Genomic DNA, 25,947 nt, shown 5'->3' on the forward strand with positions numbered 1-25,947 from the left:
TCAATGCCTCTCCACCGTTGGCTTCGCCGCCATCTCACTTGCGCTCGCGCAATGCCTTCACCGCCTGCGAGAGGATCATCCGGTCGCCGCCGGTCCTTTTGATCAGCTTACTCACCTGGCTGGGCGAGACACCATTTTCCCGCGCGAAGTATTCGACCTCATAATACCCATCCGCCGAAACGCGATTGCGATCACTGAAGTCTCGCTTGGTCTTGTCGTCGGCCATTTCTGTTCTCCTCGCCCCTTCTCTTCGCTTCAGGGGATCAACTTTGGTGCACGCAGCAATTTGAGGGTTCGCCCGCCACAAAGTGACGCGCGAACCCTATCGGCGCAGGAAGGGACAGGGCTGCGCAGATGCCGGGTTCGATCGGAATGGAAACAGCCAAGATCGGTGCGAGCAACCGTCGACTTTTTCCATGGAATCCTCCCGGAACGTGCAGCCAGCAACGGCCACGCGCCGCCACGGTTCCGGGTGATGCGGCAAACCCACCCTTTGCGCGCAAGGATCAGACTTAAGTCCTGCGGCGCTACGTCGGTTGGTCCCTGCCGGGCGGGACCGAAGCCCCGTCGACGGAACGTTTTCAGCTGCCTTCCGTTCGAATGAGCCTTGGCGCGAAGAGCGGACCGAGTTCGCAAAGGAGACGACCATGAGAATGCATCTTTCCACCGCAGTGGCGGGATTTTTGCTGCTGGCAGGCGTCGGTGCCGCTGCGGCGCAAGACGTTGTCATCGAACCGCAGCAGGAAACCGTCATCAGGGAGTATGTGAAAAAGCAGCCGCTGGCCTCGGTGAAAATCCCTGGGGTGGAACTCAATATCGGCTCGACACTCCCCGACACCGTCGAGCTTCATGAAGTCCCCAACGTCAAATACCGCTATGTCGTCGTCGACAACCGCACCGTCGTCGTCGACCCCGGCACGCGCAAGATCGTCAAGATCATCGAATGACGTGAAAGCTTCGGGCAGCCATCGCCCGCCGCTCAGAAATGAGCGGCGGGCGACGCATGCGTCAGGGGTTGCTCGGCGTCGTCGCTCGGCAGGAACCCCGCCGTACCGTGGAGGGCCGGGGGGCCTCACAGGCAGTTTCAATGCGAACAATCAGCAGACTTTTCGATTCCCATGACCAGGCGGCGCGAGCCGTCGAAGCACTTCAGGCGGCAGGAATTGCGCGCCACCAGATCAGTGTCATCGGACCCTACGACGACGAAATCGGCGCCGTCTTGCGCGGTCCAGGCAGCGGTGCCGCCCTTGGCGCGGCGGCGGGTTTGTTGGCCGGCCTCGGCGCCTTCAATATTCCCGGCATCGATCCCCTCGGCGCGGGATGGCTGGCATCGGCCCTCGTCGGTACAGCCTTGGGCTGCGTTGCCGGCAGGTTTTTCGGCACATTGTCCGATATCGGCAAGCAGCCGGGCAAGCCGGATGCAGCACAAGGTGTGATCCTGGTGCTGGCGCATGTCGATGAAAGGCAGGCCGACACCGCACAGGCGGTGCTTGGGGCTTCCGTTCAGGCAACGCAGTCTTTGGCCAGGGCAGCATGAAGATTCAGCTCGGGCGAAGCGCTTGACCAGGCCGCGCAGCGGGGCGGCGATCCAAGCGCGAATTCAAAAATCTCTGGCAAGCCGCCGTCAGAAAGTGTTGAACACCGTGCCGATCACATTCGGCGAGCGGTTGCGCTCGGCGAGGCTTGATGATTTGCTGTCGGTTTGCGGAGAACGAATAATGCATGAGCCTGTCGGTCAAGACGAATATGGGTCGACCAGCCCGTTCGATCCGGACGATCTGTCGAGGTTGAACGCGATCGGCCCGAGCGCCGGCAGCAACGATTTCGAAAAATACGCAGTCGCCGTGATCATCGTGTTCGGCGCGCTGATCATCGGTGGCCTGATGGCTGCCGGCTTGAGCTTCGGGCGCCGCAGCACCTTCTTTTTCGCGCTTGGCGGCGCCACCGCAGCATGGATATCCGGCAATGCGCTTCTGCTCGACCGGCCGCGCATCTACGCGCTGTTCGTCGGCATCGCGGCACTGATGCTGATAGCGTCGACGATCGCGCTGGTCACCTGATTCAGAGCGAAATCTTCCTGTTGACCATGATCTTATCCGAAAACCGGTTCCCACTTTTTGGGGTCTAATACCCGATAGCCTTGCCGGATGCGGCGCGGCTGTCGATGGCGCCATTGTAGCGGGCGCCACCACCCTTCTCGATTTCCGCCAGGCTCTTGCCGCCGACCAGGATGCCGGCTGCCTGGCCCCAGGTCGTGTCGGCAAGATCGAGGTGGTAGCCCATGCCGGTAAGCAGCTTTTCGGTATCGGGCGACAGGCCGAAAGGTTCGATATAGACCGTGTCGGGCAACCATTGGTGATGGACGCGCGGTGCGTCGATGGCCTCCTGGATGTTCATGCCGTGGTCGACGACGTTGACGATCGCCTCCAGCGTGATGGTGATGATGCGTGAACCGCCGGGGCTGCCGATGACCATGAACGGCTTGCCGTCTTTGGCGAGGATGGTCGGGCTCATCGACGACAGCGGCGTCTTTTTTGGCGCAATCGCATTCGCCTCGCCCTGGACCAGGCCATAGAGATTAGGCACTCCGGGTTTCTGGGTGAAATCGTCCATCTCGTTATTGAGCAGAATGCCGGTGCCGGCGGCGACAACGCCGGCACCGAAAGAGCCGTTCAGCGTGTAGGTTACCGCGACGGCGTTGCCGTCATTGTCGATGATCGAATAATGCGTCGTCTCGCTGCTTTCGCCAAAGCCCTTCGGCATCAGTTCCTGCGAGACGCCGGCCCGGAACGGATCGATCTTTTCGCGGATTTCCCTGGCGTAATTCTTGTCGAGCAGTTTTGCGACCGGATTATCGACGAAGCCGGGATCGCCGAGCGCCGAATTGCGGTCGACATAGGCGTGGCGCATCGCCTCGACCATGACGTGAACCGTCTCGGCCGAACCGGCGCCGAGATAGGACAGCGGATAGAGCTCAAGCACGTTGAGGATCTCGCAGATGATGACGCCGCCGGAGCTCGGCGGCGGCGAGGAAATGATCTCGTAGCCGCGATAATTGCAGGTCGCCGGCTTGAGCTCACGCACCGCATAGTTTTCGAAATCGGCCCTGGCCAGAATGCCACCCTTCTCGCCGCTCGCCTTGACGATGGCGTCGGCGGTCGCGCCTTTGTAGAATGCATCCGCACCGCGCTCGGAAATGGCGCCAAGCGAAGCCGCAAGATCGGGCTGAACGAGGCGCTCGCCGACAGTATAGGGCTTGCCGTCCGGCTTGAGGAAAATGGCTGCCGCCGCTGGGTCCCTCGCCAACCGCTCCGCGCCGCCCCGGAGCGAGGCCGCATCGCCCTGCTCCAGCACGAAACCTTCTTTGGCAAAGCGGATGGCCGGCGCCAGCAAGTCCTGCCGCGTCAGTGTGCCGTATTTCTCCCGCGCCAACTCGAAACCGGCAACCGAGCCCGGCACGCCGACCGCGAGGTAGCCGTCAAGACTGGCGCCCTTCACCGGCTTGCCGTCCTTGTCGAGATACATGGTTTTGGTCGCGGCCAGCGGTGCGCGCTCGCGAAAATCGAGGAAGGTCGAGCGGCCGTCCTTGAAGCGGATGGTCATGAAGCCACCACCGCCGATATTGCCGGCGGTCGGATACACCACGGCGAGCGCATAGCCGACGGCGACCGCGGCATCGACGGCATTGCCCCCCTTCTTCAGCACCTCGACGCCGACCTCAGACGCAAGATGCTGGGCGGTTACAACCATGCCGTGCTCGCCCTTCGCCGGCTGCGGCGAGGCGGCAAAGGCGAGGAAAGGTACGAAGGTCAGGGTGAGGGAAAGGCTGACGGCGATTAGGGTTCGGCGGGTGTTGTGCATGGCCGTTCTCCGAGGCGTGGGGTAGGCCTAGGAAACGCGCTTGGCGAGGTTGAGTCTACTGACATTAATGGAAAGATACGGCGGGGCGTGCACGCTTCGTAACCAACGTTGCGATCTTCGGCTGATGTAACGGCATGGATCCTAGGGTCTCCGCGACGTCGCTTCGCTCCTGCTTCGCCCTAGGATGACGAAGGCGTAGAGGCAAAGGCTAATCGCAGATGTCGGAGATTGCCAGTTGGCACCGCTGCGTAGAAGGTGCTGCCATGGCGAACCTCGAGCTTTCGAGGTTAGCTGAAGACTCCTCCTCCCTTCGTCATCCTAGGGCGAAGCAGGAGCGAAGCGACGTCGCGGAGACCCTAGGATCCATGCCGTGACCGCTGAGCGCCGCAGCGTTTAGCAAGGCCACGCTTCATTGCGGCTGTCAGCATTTTTCACACCTCAGCAATTTTGTTCTTGCTTTGTGCCGGCAGCTATGCTACTAATTCGGCTGTGGTGCTAATTGGCTCCAATGACCCGCCTTTCGTGGCGGGTTTTTCATTTTCACCCAACTTCAAACAATCCCGCCACCGACGCTCGCCACCGCCGGCCGTTCCGCTGCGACCTTCGCCCGATAGCCGGCGGCGCGGTAGGCGGCGACCGGATCGATGGCGCCACCGGTCTTCAGCCGCGCCATGGCGAGGATCGGCTCGACGTCGGTGCGATAGGCTGTCTTCAGCGTCTGCGTCGCCATCAGCGCGTCATTGGCGTGCTGAAAACCTTCGAGCGCCTTGCGGTCGACCAGCAGCGCCTGGGCATAGGCGCGCTGCACCTCGATCGCCGACAGCATCAGGCTTTCGATCGGATCGGTGACGTTATGGCTTTGGTCGAGCATGTGGGCCGGATCGAAACCTTCGGCACCGGCAAGCTCGGCATCGACCAGTTCGTTGAAGACCAGGAACAGGCGGTAAGGATCGATCGAGCCGGCGTCGAGGTCGTCGTCGCCATATTTCGAATCGTTGAAATGGAAGCCGCCGAGTTTCTTGAACTGGATCAGCCGCGACACGATCATCTCGATGTTGACGTTGGGGGCGTGATGGCCAAGGTCGACCAGACAGAACGCCTTGTCGCCGAGTTCCGTGGCGATGATGTAGTTGGTGCCCCAATCCTGCACGACGGTCGAATAGAAGGCCGGCTCGTACATCTTGTGCTCGGTGAACAGCTTCCAGTCGCCCGGCAGCCCGGCATAGATCTCCTTCATCGCGTCGAGATAGCGCTCGAATGCCTTGGCGAAATTGACCTGGCCGGGAAAGTTCGAGCCGTCGCCGATCCACACCGTCAGCGCTTTCGAGCCCAGCGTCCTGCCGATGTCGATGCATTCGAGATTGTGCTCGACCGCCTGCCGGCGCGTCGCCGCGTCGGCATGCGACAGCGAGCCGAACTTATAGGAAAGTTTTTGGTCCCTGGCGTCGGAGAAGGTGTTGGAGTTGATCGCGTCGAAGCCGAGGCCGAAGCGGGATGCCGCCTGCTTCAGCCGGTTCGGATCGGCCTTGTCCCAGGGAATGTGCAGCGAGACGGTCGGCGTCGCCTGCGTCAATTGCCGGATGACGGCGCAGTCCTCGATCTTGTCGAAAATGTCGCGCGGCTCGCCGGCGCCGGGAAAGCGGGCAAAGCGGGTGCCGCCGGTGCCGACGCCCCAGGACGGGATGGCGACGGCGAATTTCTCGACCTTGTCTCGAATGGCATCGATGGCGATGCCGCGGCGGTCGAGGCGCTCGCCGAGAGACTCGTAGTCGCGTCTGAGATCTGCATCGCGCGCGGCATTGTGCCTGTCGACGAGGTCGGCGGAGATGATGGTTTCGGACATGGTGGTTTCCTCCCAATTTGCGTTGGTCGGCGCTGCCCCTCACCCTTACCCTCTCCCCGTAAAGAACGGGGAGACGGGGATCACCGGCGCTGGAGCGCTTCCCTTCTCCCCGTCACTATACGGGGAGAAGGTGCCGGCAGGCGGATGAGGGGCAGCGCAACCCTCAAAGACGGTCGCTTATCGCGTAAAACTCTGCGCGTTGCCGGCGTCGACGTTGATGATGTTGCCGGTCGATTTTGCCGACATGTCGGAGGCGAAGAAATAGATCGCCTCGGCGATGTCTTCGGGGAACACCGACCGCTTCAGCATCGAACGCGAGCGGTAGTGCTCTTCGAGATCGTCGGTCGACATCTTGTAGGCGGCGGCGCGCTGTTCCTTCCACTCGCCGGTCCAGATCTTCGAGCCGCGCAGCACGGCGTCGGGATTGACGACATTGACCCTGATCTGCGCTTCCGCGCCTTCCAGCGCCAGGCAGCGGGCCAGATGGATCTCGGCGGCCTTGGCCGTGCAATAGGCGGCGGCGTTTGGCGATGCGGCAAGCCCGTTCTTGGAGGCGACGAAGACGACGTTGCCGCCGATCTTCTGCGCCCGGAACAGCCGGAACGCCTCCCGCGAAACGAGGAAATAGCCGGTCGACAGGATGTCCATGTTCTTGTTCCACAGGGCCAGCGTGGTGTCCTCGATCGGCGCCGACGTTGCCAGACCGGCATTCGACACGAGGATATCGATGCCGCCGAATTCGACTGCCGTCTCGGCAAAACCGGAGATCACCTGATCCTCGGACGTGACGTTGATGACGACGGGCCGCAAGAAATCCTTGCCGTAGGCTTTCGCCAGCTCGTCATTGGCGCTGGCGAGAGCTGCTTCGTCGATATCGGCCAGCACGACGCAGGCGCCTTCGCGCAGCAGCCTGTTGGCGGTGGCCCGGCCGATGCCGCCGGCGCCGCCGGTGACCAGTGCAATCTGGCCGGCAAGGGTTTTTGGTTTCGGCAGGCGCTGCAGCTTTGCCTCTTCGAGCAGCCAGTATTCGATGTCGAAGGCTTCCTGGTCGGGCAGGCCGACATAGGTCGACACCGTCGAGGCACCGCGCATGACGTTGATGGCGTTGACGTAGAATTCGCCCGATATGCGCGCCGTCGCCTTGTCGCCGGCGAAGGTGAACATGCCGACGCCGGGCATCAGATAGACGACGGCGTTGGGATCACGCACCGGCGGCGAATCCGCGTGCTTGCAGCGATCATAATAAGCCTGATAGCCGACGCGATACTCAGCCACATCGTCGGCAAGGCGGGCAATGACGGCATCGACGTCGGGATTTTTCGGGTCGAACTCGATGACCAGCGGCCGGATCTTGGTGCGCAGGAAGTGGTCCGGGCAGGACGTGCCGAGTGCCGCCAGCGGCCGCAAATCCCTGGAATTGACGAATTCGAGCACGGCAGGAGAATCGTCGAAATGGCCGAGCTTGTGGCTGTTCTCCGAGACCAGGCCACGGATCCTCGGCATCAGTTTTGCGGCGACGGCGCGACGCGCCGGCGCATCGAGGGATTTGACGACTTCGCCGCCGAAGATCGGCTTGCCCTGGCTCTTGCGCTCGAACCAGTCAATCGCCTGATTGATCACCGAGATCGTCGTCTCGTAGCATTCCTTCGGCGTGTCGCCCCAGCTGAACAGGCCATGGCTGGCCAGCACGACACCCTTGGCTTCGGGGTTCTCGAGGCAGAATTTCTCCAGCCACAGGCCGAGCTCGAAGCCCGGACGTTTCCATGGCAGCCAGCCGATCGTGTCGCCGAAGATCTCCTTGGTCAGCGCCTGCGAATCCTTGGCGGCGGCAATGGCGATGATGGCATCGGGATGCATATGGTCGACATAAGGCTTCGGCACGAAGGCATGCAGCGGCGTGTCGATGGAAGCCGCTCGCGGGTTGAGATTGAAGGTGCAGTGAGGCAGATAGCCGACCATCTCGTCTTCGTGTTCGAGGCCGCGATAAAGACCTTTCAGCGCACGCAATTTGTCCATGTAGAGCGTGGCGAAGCCGTCTGTTTTAATCGAGGCGCTGTCGCCGCCCGAGCCCTTGACCCACAGCACTTCCACGCTCTCGCCGGTGAGCGGATCCTTTTGCCAGATCTTGGACGAGGTGTTGCCGCCGCCATAATTGGTGACGCGCTTGTCGGAGCCAAGAACGTTCGAGCGATAGACCAGACGTTCGGGCTCGCTCATTTCTTGCGCTTTTGCGTCATCCCAAAGATTGGCGAGGCGCGTGCCGGAGCGCTTGTCGAGCATAGGTATCCTCCCTTTGGGACACGCAAACGGCGCGGGTCCCTTTTGTGCGAATTTCTACGCAAGCGGCCGTCTTGTCAATCACAAACGATCAACATCAATCATATTGCACTGCACAATGAAATTATCTGATCGGAAATGATTGACACTGCGCGTTTAGGGTGCCTAGATGCTCAGGCAGGGAGGAACCATGCACGAGAAAGAGCGCCACAGGATCATTCTGTCCGCCGTCCAGGAAAAACCTGTGGTGACGGTGCAGGAGATGGTCGACTTGACGGAGTCGTCGGAGGCGACGATCCGGCGCGATATCGCCGCATTGCATGTGCAAAAGCGCCTACGCCGGGTGCGCGGCGGTGCCGAGGCGCTTTCGCCGCCGCAGTTCATCGGCCTTGCCGGACGGCCGTTTTCCGTCAACGAGACGATCAACGCTTCGCAGAAACGGGCCATCGCGCGGGAAGCCGTGGAGCTGTGCAAGGACGGCGAACCGATCATCATCAATGGCGGCACCACCACCTTCCAGATGGTGCACTTCCTGACCGGCCGCCGCATGCCGATCTTCACCAATTCCTTCCCGATCGCGGAGCACCTGCTCAGGCACTCCAAGAACACGGTGATGCTGTCGGGCGGCACCATCTACCGCGAGCAGAACATCATCCTGTCGCCGTTCGACAATGACGTGACGCGGAATTTCTACGCGCGCCGCATGTTCATGGGCGCGCAAGGGCTGGGGCCGCTCGGTCTGATGGAAGGCGACCCGCTGCTGATCCAGGCCGAGCAGAAGCTGATCGACCAGGCGGACGAGCTGGTGGTGCTGGTCGATTCCTCGAAGTTCCGCAAACGCTCGAGCCTGATCCTGTGCGGCCTGTCGCGCATCGCCACGGTGATCACCGACGACGCCATCGAGGATCGCGAAGCCAAGATGCTGGAGACCGCCGGCGTGACGCTGATCATCGCCCGCACAACGGCAACCAACAAGGAAGAATCTTCGCTGCAGGCCTGAGAACCACTCACGCCCGCAGCGGCGATGGAATGCAACGCTCAAGGGAGGATATTCGATGAGCTTTCTGAAGAAATTAATGGTTACGGCGGCGTTCTCCGCTGCCATGTTCGTGAATGCCGCCTATGCCGAAAACGTCAAGATCGCGCTGGTGGTGAAGTCGCTCGGCAACGGCTTCTTCGACGCCGCCAACAAGGGCGCCGAAGAGGCGGCCAAGGAGCTCGGCGATGTCGACATCATCTACACCGGCCCGACCAAGGCGACCGCCGAAGCACAGATCGAAGTGGTCAATTCGCTGATCGCCCAGAAGGTCAATGCCATCGCCATTTCGGCGAACGACGCCGACGCGCTGGTGCCGGTGCTGAAGAAGGCGATGCAGCGCGGCATCACCGTCATCTCGTGGGATTCAGGCGTCGCGCCGGAAGGACGCCAGCTTCACCTCAACCCCTCCGACACCAACCTGATCGGCGAGACCATCATCAAGCTTGCCGCCGACTACCTGCCGGAAGGCGGCGATGTCGCCATCCTGTCGGCTTCTTCGACCGCGACCAACCAGAATGCCTGGATCGACGCGGCCAAGAAGGTGCTGCCGGAGAAGTTCCCCAAGATCAAACTCGTCGCCACCGTTTATGGCGACGACGACTCGGCCAAGAGCACGGACGAAGCCAAGGGCCTGCTGAAGTCCTATCCGAACCTCAAGGCGATCATCGCACCGACCACGGTGGGCGTCGTTGCCGCCGCGCAGGTGGTGACCGATGAAGGCCTGATCGGCAAGGTCAACGTCACCGGCCTGGCGCTGCCGTCGGAGTTCAAGAAGTTCATCGACAATGGCGCCAGCCAGGCGGTTGCGCTGTGGAACCCGATCGATCTCGGCTATTCGGCCGTCTACCTCGCCCATGATCTGGCGGTGAAGAAGGAAGAAGCCAAGCCCGGTGCTACGCTGTCGATCGGCCGCGTCGGCAAAGTCACGCTCGACGACACCAACTCGGCTGCGATGGCTCCGCCCTTCCAGTTCGACAAGTCGAACATCGAAAAGTTCTCCAAGATCTATTGATCCTGGAGCCTTCGAAACGGTGCGGCGGGGCTCAGGTTCCGCCGCGCTTTCAAACGAACCTTGCTTCAGGGCTTGATACGATTATGGACACGACAGCCCAACACGAAATGGCGAAGGAAGCGCCTTTGTTTTCCGGACCGCGCCTGACGCTGTCCGGCATCTCGAAAAGCTTTCCCGGCGTGCGGGCGCTGCACGATGTCGGCCTGTCGCTCTATCCCGGCCAGGTAACCGCGCTGATCGGTGAAAACGGCGCCGGCAAGTCGACGCTGGTCAAGATCATGACCGGCATCTACCAGCCTGATGCTGGCACGATCAGCATCGACGGCCAGCCGGTCACGCTGCCCAGCGCCCACGCCGCGTTCGGGCATGGCATCACCGCCATCCACCAGGAAACCGTGCTGTTCGACGACCTGACGGTGGCCGAAAACATCTTCCTCGGCCATGCGCCGCGCACGCGTTTCAAAACCATCGACTGGCGTACCATGCGCAAGAATGCCCGCGAGGTGCTCGACACGATGGGCGCCGGCCATATCGACGCCGATGCCAGGCTGAAGGATCTCGGCATCGCCAACAAGCACCTTGTCGCGGTTGCCCGCGCCATGTCGATCGACGCGCGGATCGTCATCATGGACGAGCCGACGGCAGCACTTTCGATGAAGGAGATCGAGGAGCTTTTCCTGCTGATCGAATTCCTCAAGAGCGACGGCAAGGCGATCCTGTTCATCAGCCACAAATTCGATGAGATCTACCGCATCGCCGACCGCTATACCGTGTTCCGCGACGGCGAGATGGTCGGCGAAGGCCTGATCAAGGACGCCGGCCAGAGCCAGATCGTGCGCATGATGGTCGGCCGCTCGGTCGATCACATCTTTCCGCAGCGCAAGGCCGAGATCGGCGCGCCGGTGCTCGCCGTCTCCGGCCTGTCGCATCCGACCGAGTTCGACGACATCGGCTTCGAACTGCACAGGGGCGAAATCCTCGGCTTCTACGGCCTTGTCGGCGCCGGGCGCAGCGAGGTGATGCAGGCGATATCAGGCATCACCCGCACCAGCGGCGGCACGATCACGCTGGAGGGCAAGGCGATCGCGCCGAAATCGGCGGCGGATTCGATCAATGCCGGCATCGTCTATGTGCCGGAGGAGCGCGGCAAGCAAGGTGTGGTGATCGGCCTGCCGATCTTCCAGAATGTCTCGCTGCCCTCGCTCAAGCGGACATCCAAGTCCGGCATGTTGCGGCTGGCGGAAGAGTTCGCCCTGGCCCGCGCCTATACCGAGCGGCTCGACCTGCGCGCTTCTTCGCTCAGCCAGGATGTCGGCACGCTGTCGGGCGGCAACCAGCAGAAGATCGTCATCGCCAAATGGCTGGCGACCGCGCCCAAGGTGATCATCCTCGACGAGCCAACCAAGGGCATCGACATCGGTTCGAAGGCAGCCGTGCACGGCTTCATGGCCGAGCTCGTCGCGCAAGGCCTGTCGGTGATCATGGTGTCGTCCGAACTGCCGGAAATCCTCGGCATGTCCGACCGCGTCGTCGTCATGCGCGAGGGCCGCATTGCCGCGGTCTACGACAATAAGGGGCTCGACGCCGAAACCTTGGTCAGGACGGCAGCGGGGATCGCGGCATGAAGGCTTTTCTCAGATATCGCGAGGTCTGGCTGCTGGCGGCAATCGTCGTGCTGATCGGGCTGATCTCAACGCGTTTTCCAGGTTTTGCCGATCCGGCCAATCTGCGCCAGGTGTTCAACGACACGTCGATCCTGATGATCCTGGCACTGGGCCAGATGGTCGTCATCCTGACCCGCTCGATCGACCTGTCGATGGCTTCCAATCTCTGCTTCACCGGCATGGTGGTGGCGATGCTGAACGCCGCGCATCCGGCAATCCCGATCCCGCTGCTGATCGTCATCGCACTTCTGGTCGGCCTGGTGCTCGGCGCCATCAACGGCCTGCTGGTATGGCGGCTGAACATTCCCTCGATCGTGGTGACGCTCGGCACGCTCACCATCTACCGCGGCGCCACCTTCGTCATATCAGACGGCGCCTGGGTCAATGCCGACCAGATGAGCCCTGATTTCATCGGCCTGCAGCGCGCGGCTTTCCTCGGCATTCCGGTGCTGTCCTGGATCGCGATGCTGGTTATCGCCCTGTTCTTCCTCGTGATGACGCGCACCGCGCTCGGCCGCTCGATCTACGCCATCGGCGTCAACCCGACCGCATCGGTCTATGCCGGCATCGATGTCGGCCGGACGAAATTCATCGTCTTCTGCATCTCGGGGATGATCGGCGGCCTCTGCGGCTATCTCTGGATTTCGCGCTACGTCATCGCCTCGGTCGAGGTCGCCAATGGCTATGAGCTCAACATCATCGCCGCCTGCGTCATCGGCGGCATTTCGATCGCCGGCGGCATCGGCTCGGTCGGCGGCGCGGTGCTCGGTGCGCTGTTCCTCGGCATCATCTCCAACGCACTGCCGGTCATCAACATCTCGCCCTTCTGGCAAATGGCGATTTCGGGCAGCGCCATCATCCTGGCCGTGGTGCTCAACGCACGCGGCGAACGCCGGCAAGGCCGCATCATTCTCAAGAAGGCGGAAGCGGCATGATGGACGCCCCTGCCCCACGCCACATTCCCGATCGGCTCGACAAGCCTTTCACCGCGGCGGTCTTCTCCTGGGAGGCGCTGCTGGTCGTTGTCGCTGTTGCCATTTTTGCCGTGAACAGTTTTGCCTCGCCCTATTTCCTCGATCCATGGTCGCTGTCGGACCTGACCTTCAACTTCACGGAAAAGGCGCTGATCGCGCTGGCCATGGCGCTGCTGATCATCTCCGGCGAAATCGACCTGTCGGTAGCCGCCATCATCGCACTGGCGTCAACAATGATGGGCATGGCGGTGCAGGCCGGCGCCGGCACTCCGGTGCTGGTCGCAATCGGCCTCGTTGTCGGGCTCGGCTGCGGCGCCTTCAACGGGCTGCTCGTCACCAGGCTCGGCTTGCCGTCGATCGTCGTCACCATCGGCACGATGAGCCTGTTTCGCGGCATTGCCTTCATCATCCTGGGTGACCAGGCCTATAAGGGCTATCCCGCGAGCTTCGCCTTCTTCGGCCAAGGCTATGTCTGGTGGGTGGTGTCGTTCGAACTGACGCTTTTCCTGATCGCGGCAGTCGTCTACTGGTTCCTTCTGCACCGGACGAGCTTCGGCCGCCGGGTCTTTGCCATCGGCAACAACCCGGTCGCGGCGCAGTTTTCCGGGGTACGTGTCGGCCGCATCAAATTCATCCTGTTTTGCCTGACCGGCCTGATGGCGGGCATCGCCTCGGTGCTGATCACATCGCGGCTCGGCTCGACCCGGCCGTCCATCGCGCAGGGCTACGAGCTCGAAGTCATCACCATGGTGGTGCTCGGCGGCGTCAGCATCCTGGGCGGCGCCGGCAGCATTCTGGGTGTGGTGCTGGCGGCCTTCATCATGGGATTGGTGACCTTCGGCCTCGGCCTGCTCAACGTGCCGGGGATCGTCATGTCGATCTTCATCGGCCTCCTGCTGATCATCGTCATCGCGCTGCCGATCCTATGGCGGCGCGTGCGGCGGGAGCGCTTTGCCTGATGCCCGAGAAATACGCGTTCAAAATGAAGCTCAAGCCGGGCATGAAGGCCGAGTACAAGAGGCGCCATGACGACATCTGGCCGTCACTCGTGGCGTTGCTGAAACAGGCCGATATCTTCGATTACTCGATCCACCTCGACGAGGAGACCAACAGACTGTTCGGCGTGCTGTGGCGACACGATGACCACGGCATGGACGAATTGCCGAAGCATCCGGTGATGCAGCGTTGGTGGGCCGAGATGGCGGACATCATGGAAACCAGGCCGAACAACGAGCCGGTGGCGGTGCCGCTGGAAACAATGTTCCATATGGAATGACCCGCCACGTCGCCGTCATCGACATCGGCAAGACCAACGCCAAGGTGGCGCTGGTCGATCTTGCCGCAGCAAGCGAAGTCGCGCTGCGCAAGATGGTGAACGAGCCGGTTCGGCAAGGCCGGTACCCGCACCATGACGTCGAGCGGTTATGGGCGTTTATCCTCGGCAGCCTGGCCGAGATCGATCGCGAGCAGCGCATCGATGCGATATCGATCACCACCCATGGCGCAACGGCCGTGCTGGTCGACGCATCTGGCGAACTGGCGCTGCCGGCGCTCGACTACGAATTCGACGGGCCGGATGCCCTTGCCGGGGACTATGACACGATCCGTCCGGCGTTCTCCGAGACCGGCACGCCGCGCCTGCCGGCCGGCCTCAATCTCGGTGCGCAGCTGTTCTGGCAGCAGAAGCGCTTTCCGGCGGATTTCGCCAGAACCGCCGCGATGCTGATGTATCCGCAATACTGGGCCTTGCGCCTGACCGGCGTCGCCGCCAGCGAGGTGACTTCGCTCGGCTGCCACACCGATCTTTGGAACCCGTGGAAAGCGGATTTTTCGTCGCTGGTCGACCGGCTGCAATGGCGCCGGCTGATGGCGCCGGTGCGGCAGGCCAAGGACCGCCTGGGCCCGATCCTGCCCGCTCTGGCGCGGCAAACCGGCCTCGACCCACAAACGCCGGTGTATTGCGGCCTGCACGATTCCAACGCCTCGCTGCTGCCGCATCTCCTATCCGGCAAGCCGCCTTTCTCCGTCGTCTCGACCGGCACCTGGGTGGTGTCGATGGCGGTCGGCGGCAGCAAGGTCACGCTCGATCCGGCACGCGACACGCTGGTCAATGTCAACGCACTCGGCGATCCCGTGCCCTCGGCGCGCTTCATGGGCGGCCGCGAGTTTTCCGTGCTGACCGAGGGCCAATCGGAGAACTGGACGGAAGACGATGTTGCCACGGTGCTGGCGCGCAAGACGTCCCTATTGCCTTCGACCCAACAGGTTTCGGGGCCGTTTCCGCATCGTACCGCATCATGGTTTAACGCGGACGGCATGAGCGCCGGCCAGCGCTTTGTCGCCATCTCGTTCTACCTGGCGCTGATGACCGCGACCTGCCTCGACCTGATCGGCGCGGAGGGGTCAACCATCGTCGAAGGACCCTTCGCCCGCAACCGGCTGTTCACCCGCATGCTGGCTGCGGCGACGGCGCGCGCCGTCATTGCCTCCGAGGCTGCAACAGGCACCAGCATCGGCGCCGCCTTGCTGGCGTCGGACCAGGGGACACCGCAAGGCAGAGGCGAAAGGACCGAACCGTCGGACGATCCACTCTGGACAAGTTACGTGCGCTCCTGGCGTTCGGCGGTCGACGAACGAGCCTGACCGCCGAGCTCATGGCGCCCTGATGTCCGGAGATGCCTAGCCCGCGTAGAGCAATCCTTGCGGATCGATCTCCGGCTTGCGGCCGGCGACCACGTCGGCGAGGAACTTTCCCGAGCCGCAGGCCATGGTCCAGCCGAGATGGCCGTGGCCGGTGTCGAGGTAGAGATTGTCGTACCGCGCCCGGCCGATGACCGGCACGGAGTTCGGCATCATCGGGCGAAGTCCAGCCCAGAGCTCGGCCCTGCTCTCGTCGAAGGCGCCGGGGAACAGGTCCTTGCCGGTGTTCAGGATCGAGTTGAAATCGCGGGGCTTGAACGTGCGTTCGAAACCGGTGAACTCCGCCGTCGAGGACATCCGCAGCCGATTTCCCAGCCTGGAATAGCCGATCAGCCGGTCCTCGTCGGCGCCACCCATGATCGGCCCCTTGCTTTCATCTTCCAGCGGAACAGTCACGGTATAGCCCTTCACGGGATAGACGGGCAGGTCGATGCCGTAGCGGCGGCCGAGCAGGCCGCTCTCCGGCCCCATCGAGATGACCACGGCGTCGCCAGGCACCGGGCCGGCCGAGGTCATCACCGCGCGCACGCGGCCGCTGTCGATGTCGAGGCCTTCGACAGTGGTGCCGTAGAGGAACTGGACGCCGAGTTTCTCGGCGGCATAGGCAGCGAGGCGCTGCGTGAATTGGCTGGAGTCGCCGGTCTGGTCGATCGGCGAATAGACGCCACCGGCAATCTTGTCCTTGGCGCCGGCGAGGCCCGGCTCGAGCTCGACCAGCCGGTCGCGGCCGACGATCTCGATCGGCAGGCCGTGTTCGCCGAGATAGCGGTAATTGTCGGTGCCGGTATCAAAGCTCTGCTGCGAGCGGAAGAAATACAGAATACCTTTCTTGCGCTCGTCATAATGGATGCCGGTTTCGGCCGAGATGGCGTTGATGCAGTCGCGCGAATAGAGCGCCAGACGCAACTTGACGTCGGTGTTGGCGCGCATGCGCTTATGCGTGCACTGGCGCAGGAATCGCAGGCTCCAGGCGAAAAAATACGGATCGAAGCGCAGCCGCACCTTGATGCCGAGATCGTGGTTATAGAGGCCACGCAGGAACGTCTTCAGCGCGGCGGGCGAGGCCCAGGCGGTGGCGTCGCCGGGCGACACCAGGCCGGCATTCGACCGGCTGGTGCCGCGCGCCGCCGCCGGATGGCGCTCGATCACCGTCACTTCATGGCCGTCCCTGGCTAAATAATAGGCCGCCGCCGTACCGACGACGCCGGCTCCAAGCACCAGGATTTTCATTCCGCCCCCCCGGCGCGCTGAACCAACCGTTGCGGAGACCCCACTTCACCCCAGAGCCGAATTCTTGCTGGTCAGGATGCGCTCCCAGGCGAGCGCATCGGCAACGATCTGGTCGAGGTTGTCGCGCTGCGGGGTCCAGCCGAGTTCGCCGCGCGCCAGCTCCGAATTGGCGACCACCGCGGCGGCGTCACCGGCGCGGCGATCGCCCATCCGCACGTCGAAATCATGGCCGAAGACGCGGCGGACGCTGTCGATGACCTCGAGCACCGAATAGCCGTGGCTGTAGCCGCAATTGGCGACCAGGCTCGATCCGCCGGCACGCAGCCGCTGCAGCGCCAGCCGATGCGCCGCCGCCAGGTCGCTGACGTGGATATAGTCGCGCATGCAGGTGCCGTCCGGCGTCGGATAGTCGGTGCCGAACACCTGCATGAACGGCCGCTTGCCGAGCGCCGTCTCGCAAGCGACCTTGATCAGATGCGTGGCACCGGGCGTCGACTGGCCGGTGCGGCCCTTCGGATCGGCGCCGGCGACGTTGAAATAGCGCAACGCCGTATAGCGCAACCCATGGGCAATCGCCGCGTCGCGCAGCATCCATTCGCTCATCAGCTTGGACAGGCCGTAGGGCGATTCCGGCGCAAGCCGGGCATCCTCGCGCACCGGCTCCAGGCCCGCGCCGCCATAGACGGCGGCGGTCGAGGAAAAGATGAAATTGGGCACGCCTTCGCGCACCGCGGTCTCGATCAAGGTGCGTGTCTTGCAGGTGTTGTTCTCGTAATAGGCAAGCGGGTCGGCGACCGATTCGGGGACCACGATCGAGCCGGCGAAATGGATGATCGCGTCGACCTTATTGTCGCGGATGATCGAGGCGACCAGTTCCCTGTCGGCGACGTCGCCGACGACGAGCTTTGCTTCCGGGGCCACGGCCCATTCAAAGCCGGTGGAAAGCCGGTCGAGGACGACGACGCTGTCACCCGTGTCCAGCAATTCCCAGACCATATGGCTACCGATATAGCCGGCCCCGCCTGTCACCAAAACCGTCATCCGCATCCTCGCTATTCATGATTTATCGGAACTGTCTCAATCGTCGCCTTACTGGAAAATCTGCCGCCAAGCCATTAGAACCTGCGGTAACCGGTCTCATTGGCGCGTGGCATTGTCCTGAAACAAGATTGATCCACATCAAGGGAATAGGCCACGTTCCGTGGTCGTTAGGAACAGGCTCGGGGCGTGGCATTTTGACCAAAAAGGCCAGGTGGACGACGAATGGGCCAATGACTATGATCCCGCGCAAAACTGGGAAGGCGACATGAACTATCAGCGGTTTTTCGAGGAAGCGATCGACCAGCTCCATGCAGAGCGTCGCTACCGCGTCTTCGCCGACCTTGAACGTATCGTGGGGAAATTCCCACGCGCCATCTGGCGTGCCAATGGCCGCGCCGAGGAAATCACCGTCTGGTGCTCCAACGACTATCTCGGCATGGGCCAACATCCCGACGTCATTGCCGCGTTCCAGAAGGCGGCAGGCAAGATGGGCTCGGGAGCCGGCGGCACCCGCAACATTTCCGGCACCAGCAACCCGCTGGTCGAGCTCGAACTGGAGCTGGCCGACCTGCACGACAAGGAAGCGGCACTGGTTTTCACCTCCGGCTTCGTTTCCAACGAGGCGTCGATCTCGACCATTGCAAAGCTGCTTCCCAATTGCCTGATCATCTCGGACGAGCTCAACCACGCTTCGATGATCGAGGGCGTGCGGCGCTCGGGCTCCGAGAAGAAGATCTTCCGCCATAACGACGTCGCGCATCTCGAAAGCCTGCTGCAGACTGCCGGCCGCGAGCGCGCCAAGCTGATCGTCTTCGAGAGCGTCTATTCGATGGACGGCGACATCGCGCCGATCAAGCAGATCGTCGATCTCGCCGAGCGTTACAACGCCATGACCTACATCGACGAGGTCCACGCCGTCGGCATGTACGGGCCGCGCGGCGGCGGCATCACCGAGCGCGAGGGGCTGGCCGACCGCATCGACATCATCGAGGGCACGCTGGCCAAGGCGTTCGGCACGCTTGGCGGCTACATCGCCGGCAATACTGCGGTAATCGACGCGGTGCGCTCCTATGCGCCGGGCTTCATCTTCACCACGGCGTTGCCGCCGGCGATCGCTGCCGCGGCAACCACCTCGATCCGCCATCTCAAGCGCTCCCAGGCCGAGCGCGACGCGCAGCTGCGCCAGGCGACACGGACCAAGCAAGTGCTGGCCGCAGCCGGCCTGCCGGTGATGGAGTCGCCTACCCACATCGTGCCGCTTCTGGTCGGCGATCCCGAGCTCTGCAAGATGGCCAGCGACCGCCTGCTCGGTGTGCACGGCATCTACATCCAGCCGATCAACTACCCGACAGTGCCGCGCGGCACCGAACGGCTGCGCATTACGCCGACACCGTTCCATTCGGACGCGCTGATTGCGTCCCTGCAGGACGCGCTGGTCGAGACATGGGACGCGTTGGGGATTCCCTACGGTTCGGCCGGCCGGCCTTCGGTGGCCAAAAGCGACCGCATCATACCGCTGCTGGTGCCGAAGTCGGGCGGCTGAAGCCCGAGTTGAAACTCGGGCTTCGAGGCAGCTCACACAGTCTTCATCCATTTCGCCAGCCGGTGCGCGGCTTCTTCGAGCTGGTCGAGGCGGCGGTGGAAGCACAGCCTGAGGAAGGCTTCGCCGCCGGGGCCGAAGGCGGTGCCGGGAGCCAGGCCGACATTGGCGCGGTCGACCATGTCGAAAGCGGCAGCGCGGGAATCGGTGATGCCGTCGACCGCGAAGAATAGATAGAATGCGCCCTGCGGCACGGTGAACCGCGCCCTGCCGGTTTCGGCGAGAATGCCGCAGACCAGGTCGCGCGCCACCCTCGCCCGCTCCACCTGCTCGACGATGAAGGCGTCGCCCTCATCGAGGGCAACGACGGCGCCTCGCTGCATGAACTGCGCAACTCCGGAAGTCGAATACTGGACCAGGTTCTCGAACACCTGCTGCAAGGCGGGATGGATCTTGATCCAGCCGATGCGCCAGCCGGTCATCGCCCAGTTCTTGGAAAAGGAATTGACGAACAGGATCCGATCCTCATCGGCCATGATGTCGATGAAGGAGGGCGCGCGGCCATGGCCGTAATGGAACAGCGAGTAGATCTCGTCGGCGATGATCCACAGGCCTCTTTCGCGGGCAAGACCGAGGATCGCCTGCAGCGTTTCCCTGTCGGCGGTCCAGCCGGTCGGGTTGGACGGCGTGTTGACGAACAGCGCCTTGGTCCGCGGCGTGATCGCCGCTGCGATCTTGTCGACATCGCAGGACCAGCCATTGCCCGACTGGTCGAGCGTGACCGCGACTGGCACGGCGCCGGCCACCCCGGCGGCGGCGGCGAAGTTCGGCCATGCCGGCGACAGGTAGACGAGTTCGTCGCCCTTGCCGGCCACCGCGTCGATGGCCATCTGGATGGCATGCATGCCGGAGCCGGTGACGATGAATTCCTCGTCGGCGAAAGTCTTGCCGAAATGCCTGGTGTAATAGCGGGCGAGCGCCTGCCTGAGTTCGGGAATGCCCCGCTGCCAGGTGTAGAAGGTCTCGCCGGCGGCCAGCGACTTGGCGGCGGCATCGGTGATGAAGGCAGGCGTCGGCAGGTCGCCCTCGCCGGCCCAAAGCGGGATCATGCCGTCGCGGCCGCGGCCGCGGTTCATGACGGCGACAATGCCGCTTTCAGGCGCCGCCCGCGCTTCGGCGCGCAGAGTATCGATCAGGGTCATGGATGGGTCCGTTTTCGTTTGCTCGACTGCTAGCGTGTTTCAGGGCGGACGAAAACAGAAAACCCCGGCCGCAAGCGACCGGGGTTTTGGTCCAGAAAGTTGCCGCAGGCGCTACTTTCTGGCGAGGAGATCGCGAATTTCAGTGAGCAGCGCGACGTCGGCCGGCGGCGGAGCGGCCGGGGCGGCCGGTTTCTCGCGCTCCAGCCGCTGGCGCAGATTGTTCACCGCCTTGACCATCATGAAGATAATGAAGGCGAGGATGAGGAAATTCAACGCCACGGTGATGAAGCTGCCGTAGGCGAAGACCGCGCCCTGTTTCTTTGCGTCAGCCAGCGAGGTTGCATTCACCGCAGAAGACAGGGGTATGAAGTAGTTGTTGAAGTCCAGTCCTCCGAAGATCGCGCCAACAATAGGCATGATAATGTCGTCGACCAGCGAGGTAACGATCTTGCCGAAGGCAGCGCCAATGATGACAGCGACGGCCAGGTCCATCACATTGCCCCTGGAAATGAATTCCTGAAACTCTTTCAGCATTCGACTCCTCCTTGTCCTGAACGGCCGTTCTGCCGCCCGCTCCTCCGGCATCGACTGGCCGGCAGAATAGCAAAAACCTGCGGTTGCAACAGGAGCAAAAGCTGGTTTCAGCCGGTCACGATTGCCCGACGCAGCCGATATAATACGCCGAAAGCCGCGATGGACTCGATCGCCAAGCTGTGATTGCGTCTGCAAGGCCGGATGAAAAAGCCGGCGCAGGGAGGAAGTTCGAGGCGTGCAGGGCTGGTTCATCGTCATCATCGCGATCGCCTATGTGACGTTGCTGTTCGTCATCGCCAGCCTGGGCGACCGCCGCTCGACTTCATCCGGGCCTGGCCGCGCCCGGCCCTTCATCTACGCGCTCAGCCTCGCAATTTATTGCACCTCCTGGACCTTCTTCGGCTCGGTCGGCCTGTCCTCCGAGCGCGGCCTCGAGTTCCTCGGCATCTACATCGGACCGGTTCTGGTGTTCGTGTTCGGCTTTCCGCTGCTGCAGCGCATCGTCAGGCTGGCCAAGACCGAGAAGATCACCTCGATCGCCGACTTTCTCGGTGCCCGCTACGGCAAGAGCTTCGCTGTCGCGGCGATCGCTACGCTGATCGCGACCATCGGCGCCGTGCCGTATATCGCGCTGCAATTGAAGGCAATCTCCGGCTCGGTCAGCCTGATGGTCGAGCACTATACCGGCTCGCCCCCGTCGTTCGATCCGTTCGTCAGCGACATCTCGCTGGTCGTGGCCATGCTGCTGGCGCTGTTTGCGGTGCTGTTCGGCACGCGCCATGCCGATGCCACCGAGCATCAGGACGGGCTGGTGCTGGCTGTGGCGGTCGAAACCGTGGTCAAGCTCGCCGCCTTCCTGGCGATCGGCCTAATGGTCACGTTTCTGATATTCGGCGGGCCAGGCGATATATTCGACCGGCTCGCCGTAAACACGCAGGTGCGCCAGGCGATGGGCTACAACACCTCGCTCGCCACCTGGCTGGTGCTGACATGCCTGAGCGGCTTTGCCATCCTCATGCTGCCGCGCCAGTTCTACGTCACCATCGTCGAAAACCGCAGCGAGGCCGAGCTGCGCACCGCGACATGGGTGTTTCCGCTCTATCTGGTGGCAATCAACCTGTTCGTGCTGCCGATCGCATTGGCCGGCCTGGAACTGGTCGGCAGCAGAACCAGCAGCGACCTCTATGTGCTGTCATTGCCACTGTTCAGCGGCCACGACGTTCTGGCCATGGCCGCCTTCATCGGCGGCCTGTCGGCGGCGACCGCAATGGTGATCGTCGAAAGCGTCGCGCTGTCGATCATGATCTCCAACGACCTGATCATTCCGCTGTTCGTGCGCCGGCTGCTGCGGACCACGACCTCAGAGAGCGAGGACTGGTCGACGCTCATCCTCAATGTACGGCGGGCGGCGATCTTCATTATGCTGTTCATCGCCTTTCTCTACTACCGCGAGAGCACCAACAGCGCGCGGCTGTCCTCGATCGGCCTGATGTCGTTCGCCGCGATCGCGCAGTTCGCGCCGGCAATGATCGGCGGCCTGGTCTGGCGCGGCGCCAACGGCCGGGGTGCCGCGCTTGGCATGGTTGCCGGCATCGTCGTCTGGAGCTACACGCTGCTGCTTCCGTCGCTCGCCGCGCCCGATACCGGCATCCTCGTCCACGGCCTGTTCGGCTTGGATGCATTGCGGCCGCAGGCTCTTTTCGGCACCGTCGCCGAGCCGCTGAACCATGGCGTGCTGTGGAGCCTGTCGATCAACACGCTGTTTTTTGTGTTCGGCTCACTGTCGCGTGCGTCGGTGCCGCTGGAGCGCATCCAGGCATCGATCTTCGTGCCGCGCGAGGCGGGGCCGCTGCCGAGCCTGCGCCGCTTCCGCACCACCATCACCGTCAACGACCTCAAGGACACGATCGCGCGCTATCTCGGTGTCGAACGCACCGAGCGGTCCTTCCAATCGTTCGAGAAGAGCAGCGGCACTTCACTGCACGGCAACGAACAGGCCAGCATGGATGTCATCCGCTTCTCCGAACAGCTTCTGGCCAGTGCCGTCGGCTCCTCCTCGGCGCGGCTGATCCTGTCGCTGCTGCTGCGCCGCAACGATCGCGAATCCAAGGACGCCTTCCGCCTGCTCGATGACGCCACCGAGGCGCTGCAGCACAATCGCGACCTGCTGCAGATCGCGCTCGACCAGATGGAACAGGGCATCACTGTCTTCGACCGCGATTTCCGGTTGATCTGCTGGAACCGCCAATACCGGGCGCTGTTCGACCTGCCCGACGAGATGGGCCAGGTCGGTGTCTCACTCGATCGTATCCTGCGCCACCTTGCCGAGCGCGGCGACATACCGGCAGACCAACGCGTCACCATGCTCAACCGCCTGACCAGCTTCGTCAGCCCATGGCAGATGGAGCTGAAGACCAGCGGGCGCATCCTCGAATTGCGCTCCAATCCGATGCCGGACGGCGGCATCGTCGCCACCTATGCCGACATTTCCGGACGCGTCGAGCAGGATCTGGCGCTGAAGCGCGCGAACGAATCGCTGGAACAGCGAGTGAAGAGCCGCACCGCCGAGCTCACCCGCGTCAATGAGGAGCTGGCGCAGGCGCAGATGCTGGCTGAGGAGGCCAATCTCGGCAAGACCCGCTTCCTCGCTGCCGCCGGCCACGACATCCTGCAGCCGCTGAACGCCGCCCGCCTTTATTGCTCGTCGCTGATCGAGAAGACCGGCAAGGGACCTGCCGGCAAGGCGGCGATGAACATCGAATCGTCGCTGGAATCGGTCGAGACCATCCTCGGCGCGGTGCTCGACATTTCGCGCCTCGACGCCGGCGCGATGAAGCCGGACGATACGAGCTTCGGCCTCGACGGGCTGCTGCGCCAGATCGGCAACGACTTCCGGCCGCTTGCCGCCGAAAAGAAACTCGAGCTCTCGATCATGCCGTCGTCGCTCAGCGTCATGACGGACCGCAATCTGCTGCGCCGGCTGATCCAGAACCTGGTCTCAAACGCCATCAAGTATACGCGCCATGGCCGCATCCTGGTCGGCGTGCGGCGGCGCGGCGAACTGGCCGAGATCCAGGTGATCGACACCGGCATCGGCATTGCCGGCGACAAGCTGAACACCGTGTTTCGCGAATTCACCCGGCTGGACGAGGGCGCTCGCGAGGCGGAAGGCCTCGGCCTGGGGCTCTCCATCGTCGACCGCATCGCCCGCGTCCTGCGGCTCGAAATCCGCATCTTCTCCAACCCCGGCAAGGGCACACGCTTTTCCGTGCTGCTGCCGGTGGCAGCCGTGCAGGCACCGCGGCGGGAGGCCGAGGCGAAGCCCCCTGCCCGTGCCGCGGCCTCGCTTGCCGGGCTCAATGTGCTCTGCATCGACAACGACGCCCGCATCCTCGACGGCATGCGGCTCCTGCTCGAGGGCTGGGGCTGCAGCGTCGACACGCTTTCCGGCGCGGAGGACCTCGACAGGTCCGGCATGCATCGGCCGGACATCGTGCTTGCCGACTATCATCTCGACAACAGGACCGGCCTCGAATTGATCGCCCAGTTGCGTGCGATCCATGGCGAGGACCTGCCGGCCGTGCTGGTCACCGCCGACCGCTCCAGCGAGGTTCGCGCCGCTGCCGGCAGGCTCGACGTACCGGTGATCAGCAAACCGCTGAAACCGGCGATGCTGCGCTCGATGATGGCCAGGGTCAGGCCGCTGGCGCCGGCGGCCGAATAGGAATCAGCCGGCCGTCTGCAACGGGTCGCTGCCGATCTTGGACAAAAGGATGACCGCCTGAGTGCGGCTGTCGACGCCGAGCTTCTGCAGGATGGCCGAGACATGCGCTTTGATCGTCGCTTCGGAGACCCCGAGCTCATAGGCGATCTGCTTGTTGAGCAGCCCTTCCGCCAGCATGCCAAGCACGCGCGTCTGCTGTGGAGTCAGCGCCTGCAGCCGCTTGATCAGGTCGGAAATCTCGGGATCGCGCTCGACGCCGAGATCGACCCCGGCGGGTGCGGCGATATCACCTGCGAGCACCGACTGCACCGCATTGCGGATCTCCTCCATGCTGGCCGATTTGGAGATGAAGCCGGAGGCGCCGAGATCGAGCGCGCGCCGGATCGTCACCGGATCGTCATGCGCCGAGACCACCATCATCGGCACCGCCGGATGGATGCCGCGCAACGAAATCAGGCCGGAAAGACCGCTTGCGCCCGGCATCGAGAGATCGAGCAGCACCAGATCGACATCCTCATTGGCCAGGACCAGCGCCTTGGCGCTTTCGAAATCGCCGGCCTCGTGAATGGCGGCAACGTCGCCGATGCCCGCGAGTGCCTCCCTCAATGCACCGCGAAAAAGCGGATGATCGTCGGCAATGACGAATGTGTAGCCCAACGGTGATATCCCTCCCCGAATCCCGTTGGCGATTTTCCGCCTTGCAGGATCTGAACGATCATAACGCAACGCCTGCTGTTCGGCGTGGCCGGCTTGCTATTCCCGCCCCAGGTCTTTTTTGCGAATTGCCTAGGTCTTTTGCGAATTGGGCTTGGCGCCGTCTTCGTCCTTGTCCATGTCCTTGACGATGTCCATAAAGCTGCGCAGGAAGCGCTCCATGTAGCCCATCGTCTTGTTGAAATCCTCCTCGCTGGGCAAAGTCGATTCGAAACGCGCGGCGAGCGAATTTTCGAGCTTGGCGACGCGTTCGTCGAGCGCCTTCACCGAATTTTTCAGCCGGTCGACCTCATCCTGGAAGGCGGCACGTTCGTCGGCCGCGGTCTTGCAGACAAGCTGACCGGAGCGCTCCTCGCAGAGCGACATGGCGCCGGTTTGCGTATCCATGCGCACATAGCCATTGGCCGATTTTTCCAGCCGGTAGCGATCGGCCTCCTCGGAAAAGGCCGACGCCGCGACAAGCGAGATCAGTGCTGCGGGGATCAAAACGTGTTTCAGACGCATGTTTTCCTCCATGAGCCGGTTGGCTCAATCTATCACATGTTTGCGCCTGAAATGGGGAAGAGTTCGGAGCCTGCGAAACCCGCTTGCC

22 protein-coding genes are annotated in these 25,947 nt (G+C 63.0%); 12 read left to right on the plus strand and 10 right to left on the minus strand.

Annotated features, from left to right (window positions below):
• Positions 1-34: 34 nt before the first annotated feature.
• Positions 35-226, minus strand: coding sequence for a DUF3606 domain-containing protein (locus AC0L2Y_RS11780; RefSeq protein WP_473556239.1), 192 nt, complete (start codon positions 224-226; stop codon positions 35-37).
• A gap of 421 nt (positions 227-647) precedes the next feature.
• Here AC0L2Y_RS11780 and AC0L2Y_RS11785 point away from each other — a divergent pair, with 421 nt between their 5' ends.
• The 3 genes from AC0L2Y_RS11785 to AC0L2Y_RS11795 all read left to right on the plus strand — a co-directional run bounded on the left by AC0L2Y_RS11785 (position 648) and on the right by AC0L2Y_RS11795 (position 2,060).
• The gene (locus tag AC0L2Y_RS11785; protein WP_473556242.1) at positions 648-947 is read left to right on the plus strand and encodes a DUF1236 domain-containing protein; all 300 of its coding nucleotides are present in this window, start codon (positions 648-650) and stop codon (positions 945-947) included.
• Positions 948-1,087: 140 nt separating this feature from the next.
• Positions 1,088-1,537: a hypothetical protein gene (locus AC0L2Y_RS11790; protein ID WP_473556243.1), complete on the plus strand. Its 450-nt coding sequence runs from the start codon at positions 1,088-1,090 to the stop codon at positions 1,535-1,537.
• Positions 1,538-1,718: 181 nt separating this feature from the next.
• Positions 1,719-2,060 (plus strand): hypothetical protein, encoded by a 342-nt coding sequence (locus AC0L2Y_RS11795; RefSeq protein ID WP_292663955.1) that lies wholly within the window; start codon positions 1,719-1,721, stop codon positions 2,058-2,060.
• A gap of 64 nt (positions 2,061-2,124) precedes the next feature.
• Here AC0L2Y_RS11795 and ggt read toward each other — a convergent pair whose 3' ends face one another.
• The 3 genes from ggt to AC0L2Y_RS11810 all read right to left on the minus strand — a co-directional run bounded on the left by ggt (position 2,125) and on the right by AC0L2Y_RS11810 (position 7,984).
• Positions 2,125-3,861 (minus strand): gamma-glutamyltransferase, encoded by a 1,737-nt coding sequence (gene ggt, locus AC0L2Y_RS11800; protein WP_473556245.1) that lies wholly within the window; start codon positions 3,859-3,861, stop codon positions 2,125-2,127.
• 550 nt (positions 3,862-4,411) lie between these two features.
• Positions 4,412-5,704, minus strand: coding sequence for an L-rhamnose catabolism isomerase (rhaI, locus tag AC0L2Y_RS11805; RefSeq protein ID WP_473556248.1), 1,293 nt, complete (start codon positions 5,702-5,704; stop codon positions 4,412-4,414).
• Positions 5,705-5,881: 177 nt separating this feature from the next.
• Positions 5,882-7,984 carry a bifunctional rhamnulose-1-phosphate aldolase/short-chain dehydrogenase gene (locus AC0L2Y_RS11810; protein ID WP_473556249.1) on the minus strand — a complete coding sequence of 701 codons (2,103 nt, stop codon included), beginning with the start codon at positions 7,982-7,984 and terminating at the stop codon, positions 5,882-5,884.
• A gap of 187 nt (positions 7,985-8,171) precedes the next feature.
• On the opposite strand from AC0L2Y_RS11810, the gene AC0L2Y_RS11815 reads away from it, so the two are divergent.
• From AC0L2Y_RS11815 to AC0L2Y_RS11845, 7 genes are all read left to right on the plus strand, one after another.
• Positions 8,172-8,981: a DeoR/GlpR family DNA-binding transcription regulator gene (locus tag AC0L2Y_RS11815; RefSeq protein ID WP_352488252.1), complete on the plus strand. Its 810-nt coding sequence runs from the start codon at positions 8,172-8,174 to the stop codon at positions 8,979-8,981.
• Between the two features lie 55 nt (positions 8,982-9,036).
• Positions 9,037-10,032 carry a rhamnose ABC transporter substrate-binding protein gene (gene rhaS / locus AC0L2Y_RS11820; protein WP_352448664.1) on the plus strand — a complete coding sequence of 332 codons (996 nt, stop codon included), beginning with the start codon at positions 9,037-9,039 and terminating at the stop codon, positions 10,030-10,032.
• 83 nt (positions 10,033-10,115) lie between these two features.
• Positions 10,116-11,657, plus strand: a complete 1,542-nt coding sequence (locus AC0L2Y_RS11825) for a sugar ABC transporter ATP-binding protein (RefSeq protein ID WP_473556253.1) — start codon at positions 10,116-10,118, stop codon at positions 11,655-11,657.
• Positions 11,654-12,631 (plus strand): ABC transporter permease, encoded by a 978-nt coding sequence (locus AC0L2Y_RS11830; protein WP_473556254.1) that lies wholly within the window; start codon positions 11,654-11,656, stop codon positions 12,629-12,631. Before AC0L2Y_RS11825 ends, AC0L2Y_RS11830 begins: the two co-directional genes overlap by 4 nt.
• The gene (locus AC0L2Y_RS11835) at positions 12,628-13,629 is read left to right on the plus strand and encodes an ABC transporter permease (RefSeq protein ID WP_473556257.1); all 1,002 of its coding nucleotides are present in this window, start codon (positions 12,628-12,630) and stop codon (positions 13,627-13,629) included. Before AC0L2Y_RS11830 ends, AC0L2Y_RS11835 begins: the two co-directional genes overlap by 4 nt.
• On the plus strand, positions 13,629-13,946 hold the full coding sequence (locus AC0L2Y_RS11840; protein WP_473556258.1) for an L-rhamnose mutarotase: 318 nt from the start codon (positions 13,629-13,631) through the stop codon (positions 13,944-13,946). Before AC0L2Y_RS11835 ends, AC0L2Y_RS11840 begins: the two co-directional genes overlap by 1 nt.
• Positions 13,943-15,313 carry an FGGY-family carbohydrate kinase gene (locus tag AC0L2Y_RS11845; protein ID WP_473556260.1) on the plus strand — a complete coding sequence of 457 codons (1,371 nt, stop codon included), beginning with the start codon at positions 13,943-13,945 and terminating at the stop codon, positions 15,311-15,313. The genes AC0L2Y_RS11840 and AC0L2Y_RS11845 overlap by 4 nt, the downstream gene beginning before the upstream one ends.
• A gap of 36 nt (positions 15,314-15,349) precedes the next feature.
• On the opposite strand, the gene AC0L2Y_RS11850 is transcribed toward AC0L2Y_RS11845, so the two are convergent.
• Entirely contained in the window at positions 15,350-16,600 is a 1,251-nt protein-coding gene (locus AC0L2Y_RS11850) for a D-amino acid dehydrogenase (protein WP_473556263.1), read from the minus strand.
• Positions 16,601-16,645: 45 nt separating this feature from the next.
• The gene (gene galE, locus AC0L2Y_RS11855) at positions 16,646-17,641 is read right to left on the minus strand and encodes a UDP-glucose 4-epimerase GalE (protein ID WP_352516604.1); all 996 of its coding nucleotides are present in this window, start codon (positions 17,639-17,641) and stop codon (positions 16,646-16,648) included.
• Between the two features lie 265 nt (positions 17,642-17,906).
• On the opposite strand from galE, the gene hemA reads away from it, so the two are divergent.
• Positions 17,907-19,184 (plus strand): 5-aminolevulinate synthase, encoded by a 1,278-nt coding sequence (gene hemA, locus AC0L2Y_RS11860; protein ID WP_473556265.1) that lies wholly within the window; start codon positions 17,907-17,909, stop codon positions 19,182-19,184.
• A gap of 32 nt (positions 19,185-19,216) precedes the next feature.
• Here the strand turns inward: hemA and AC0L2Y_RS11865 are convergent, their stop codons facing one another.
• Entirely contained in the window at positions 19,217-20,383 is a 1,167-nt protein-coding gene (locus AC0L2Y_RS11865) for a pyridoxal phosphate-dependent aminotransferase (protein WP_473556268.1), read from the minus strand.
• A 111-nt stretch (positions 20,384-20,494) separates the two neighbouring features.
• A complete protein-coding gene (gene mscL, locus AC0L2Y_RS11870) occupies positions 20,495-20,917 on the minus strand; it encodes a large conductance mechanosensitive channel protein MscL (protein WP_473556439.1) in 423 nt (140 codons plus the stop codon).
• Positions 20,918-21,152: 235 nt separating this feature from the next.
• Here mscL and AC0L2Y_RS11875 point away from each other — a divergent pair, with 235 nt between their 5' ends.
• Positions 21,153-24,641 (plus strand): PAS domain-containing hybrid sensor histidine kinase/response regulator, encoded by a 3,489-nt coding sequence (locus AC0L2Y_RS11875; protein WP_473556269.1) that lies wholly within the window; start codon positions 21,153-21,155, stop codon positions 24,639-24,641.
• Between the two features lie 3 nt (positions 24,642-24,644).
• Here AC0L2Y_RS11875 and AC0L2Y_RS11880 read toward each other — a convergent pair whose 3' ends face one another.
• Both AC0L2Y_RS11880 and AC0L2Y_RS11885 read right to left on the minus strand, forming a co-directional pair.
• Complete coding sequence (locus tag AC0L2Y_RS11880; protein WP_473556440.1) at positions 24,645-25,307, minus strand: response regulator; 663 nt, start codon at positions 25,305-25,307, stop codon at positions 24,645-24,647.
• A gap of 120 nt (positions 25,308-25,427) precedes the next feature.
• Complete coding sequence (locus AC0L2Y_RS11885; protein ID WP_473556272.1) at positions 25,428-25,859, minus strand: hypothetical protein; 432 nt, start codon at positions 25,857-25,859, stop codon at positions 25,428-25,430.
• Positions 25,860-25,947: the final 88 nt, after the last annotated feature.

This window comes from Mesorhizobium sp. WSM4830 (assembly GCF_055811495.1).

Coding starts and splice junctions, on each gene's coding strand:
- AC0L2Y_RS11780 (WP_473556239.1), bottom strand. CDS start 226: ATGGCCGACGACAAGACCAAGCGAGACTTCAGTGATCGCAATCGCGTT.
- AC0L2Y_RS11785 (WP_473556242.1), top strand. CDS start 648: ATGAGAATGCATCTTTCCACCGCAGTGGCGGGATTTTTGCTGCTGGCA.
- AC0L2Y_RS11790 (WP_473556243.1), top strand. CDS start 1,088: ATGCGAACAATCAGCAGACTTTTCGATTCCCATGACCAGGCGGCGCGA.
- AC0L2Y_RS11795 (WP_292663955.1), top strand. CDS start 1,719: ATGCATGAGCCTGTCGGTCAAGACGAATATGGGTCGACCAGCCCGTTC.
- ggt (WP_473556245.1), bottom strand. CDS start 3,861: ATGCACAACACCCGCCGAACCCTAATCGCCGTCAGCCTTTCCCTCACC.
- rhaI (WP_473556248.1), bottom strand. CDS start 5,704: ATGTCCGAAACCATCATCTCCGCCGACCTCGTCGACAGGCACAATGCC.
- AC0L2Y_RS11810 (WP_473556249.1), bottom strand. CDS start 7,984: ATGCTCGACAAGCGCTCCGGCACGCGCCTCGCCAATCTTTGGGATGAC.
- AC0L2Y_RS11815 (WP_352488252.1), top strand. CDS start 8,172: ATGCACGAGAAAGAGCGCCACAGGATCATTCTGTCCGCCGTCCAGGAA.
- rhaS (WP_352448664.1), top strand. CDS start 9,037: ATGAGCTTTCTGAAGAAATTAATGGTTACGGCGGCGTTCTCCGCTGCC.
- AC0L2Y_RS11825 (WP_473556253.1), top strand. CDS start 10,116: ATGGACACGACAGCCCAACACGAAATGGCGAAGGAAGCGCCTTTGTTT.
- AC0L2Y_RS11830 (WP_473556254.1), top strand. CDS start 11,654: ATGAAGGCTTTTCTCAGATATCGCGAGGTCTGGCTGCTGGCGGCAATC.
- AC0L2Y_RS11835 (WP_473556257.1), top strand. CDS start 12,628: ATGATGGACGCCCCTGCCCCACGCCACATTCCCGATCGGCTCGACAAG.
- AC0L2Y_RS11840 (WP_473556258.1), top strand. CDS start 13,629: ATGCCCGAGAAATACGCGTTCAAAATGAAGCTCAAGCCGGGCATGAAG.
- AC0L2Y_RS11845 (WP_473556260.1), top strand. CDS start 13,943: ATGACCCGCCACGTCGCCGTCATCGACATCGGCAAGACCAACGCCAAG.
- AC0L2Y_RS11850 (WP_473556263.1), bottom strand. CDS start 16,600: ATGAAAATCCTGGTGCTTGGAGCCGGCGTCGTCGGTACGGCGGCGGCC.
- galE (WP_352516604.1), bottom strand. CDS start 17,641: ATGACGGTTTTGGTGACAGGCGGGGCCGGCTATATCGGTAGCCATATG.
- hemA (WP_473556265.1), top strand. CDS start 17,907: ATGAACTATCAGCGGTTTTTCGAGGAAGCGATCGACCAGCTCCATGCA.
- AC0L2Y_RS11865 (WP_473556268.1), bottom strand. CDS start 20,383: ATGACCCTGATCGATACTCTGCGCGCCGAAGCGCGGGCGGCGCCTGAA.
- mscL (WP_473556439.1), bottom strand. CDS start 20,917: ATGCTGAAAGAGTTTCAGGAATTCATTTCCAGGGGCAATGTGATGGAC.
- AC0L2Y_RS11885 (WP_473556272.1), bottom strand. CDS start 25,859: ATGCGTCTGAAACACGTTTTGATCCCCGCAGCACTGATCTCGCTTGTC.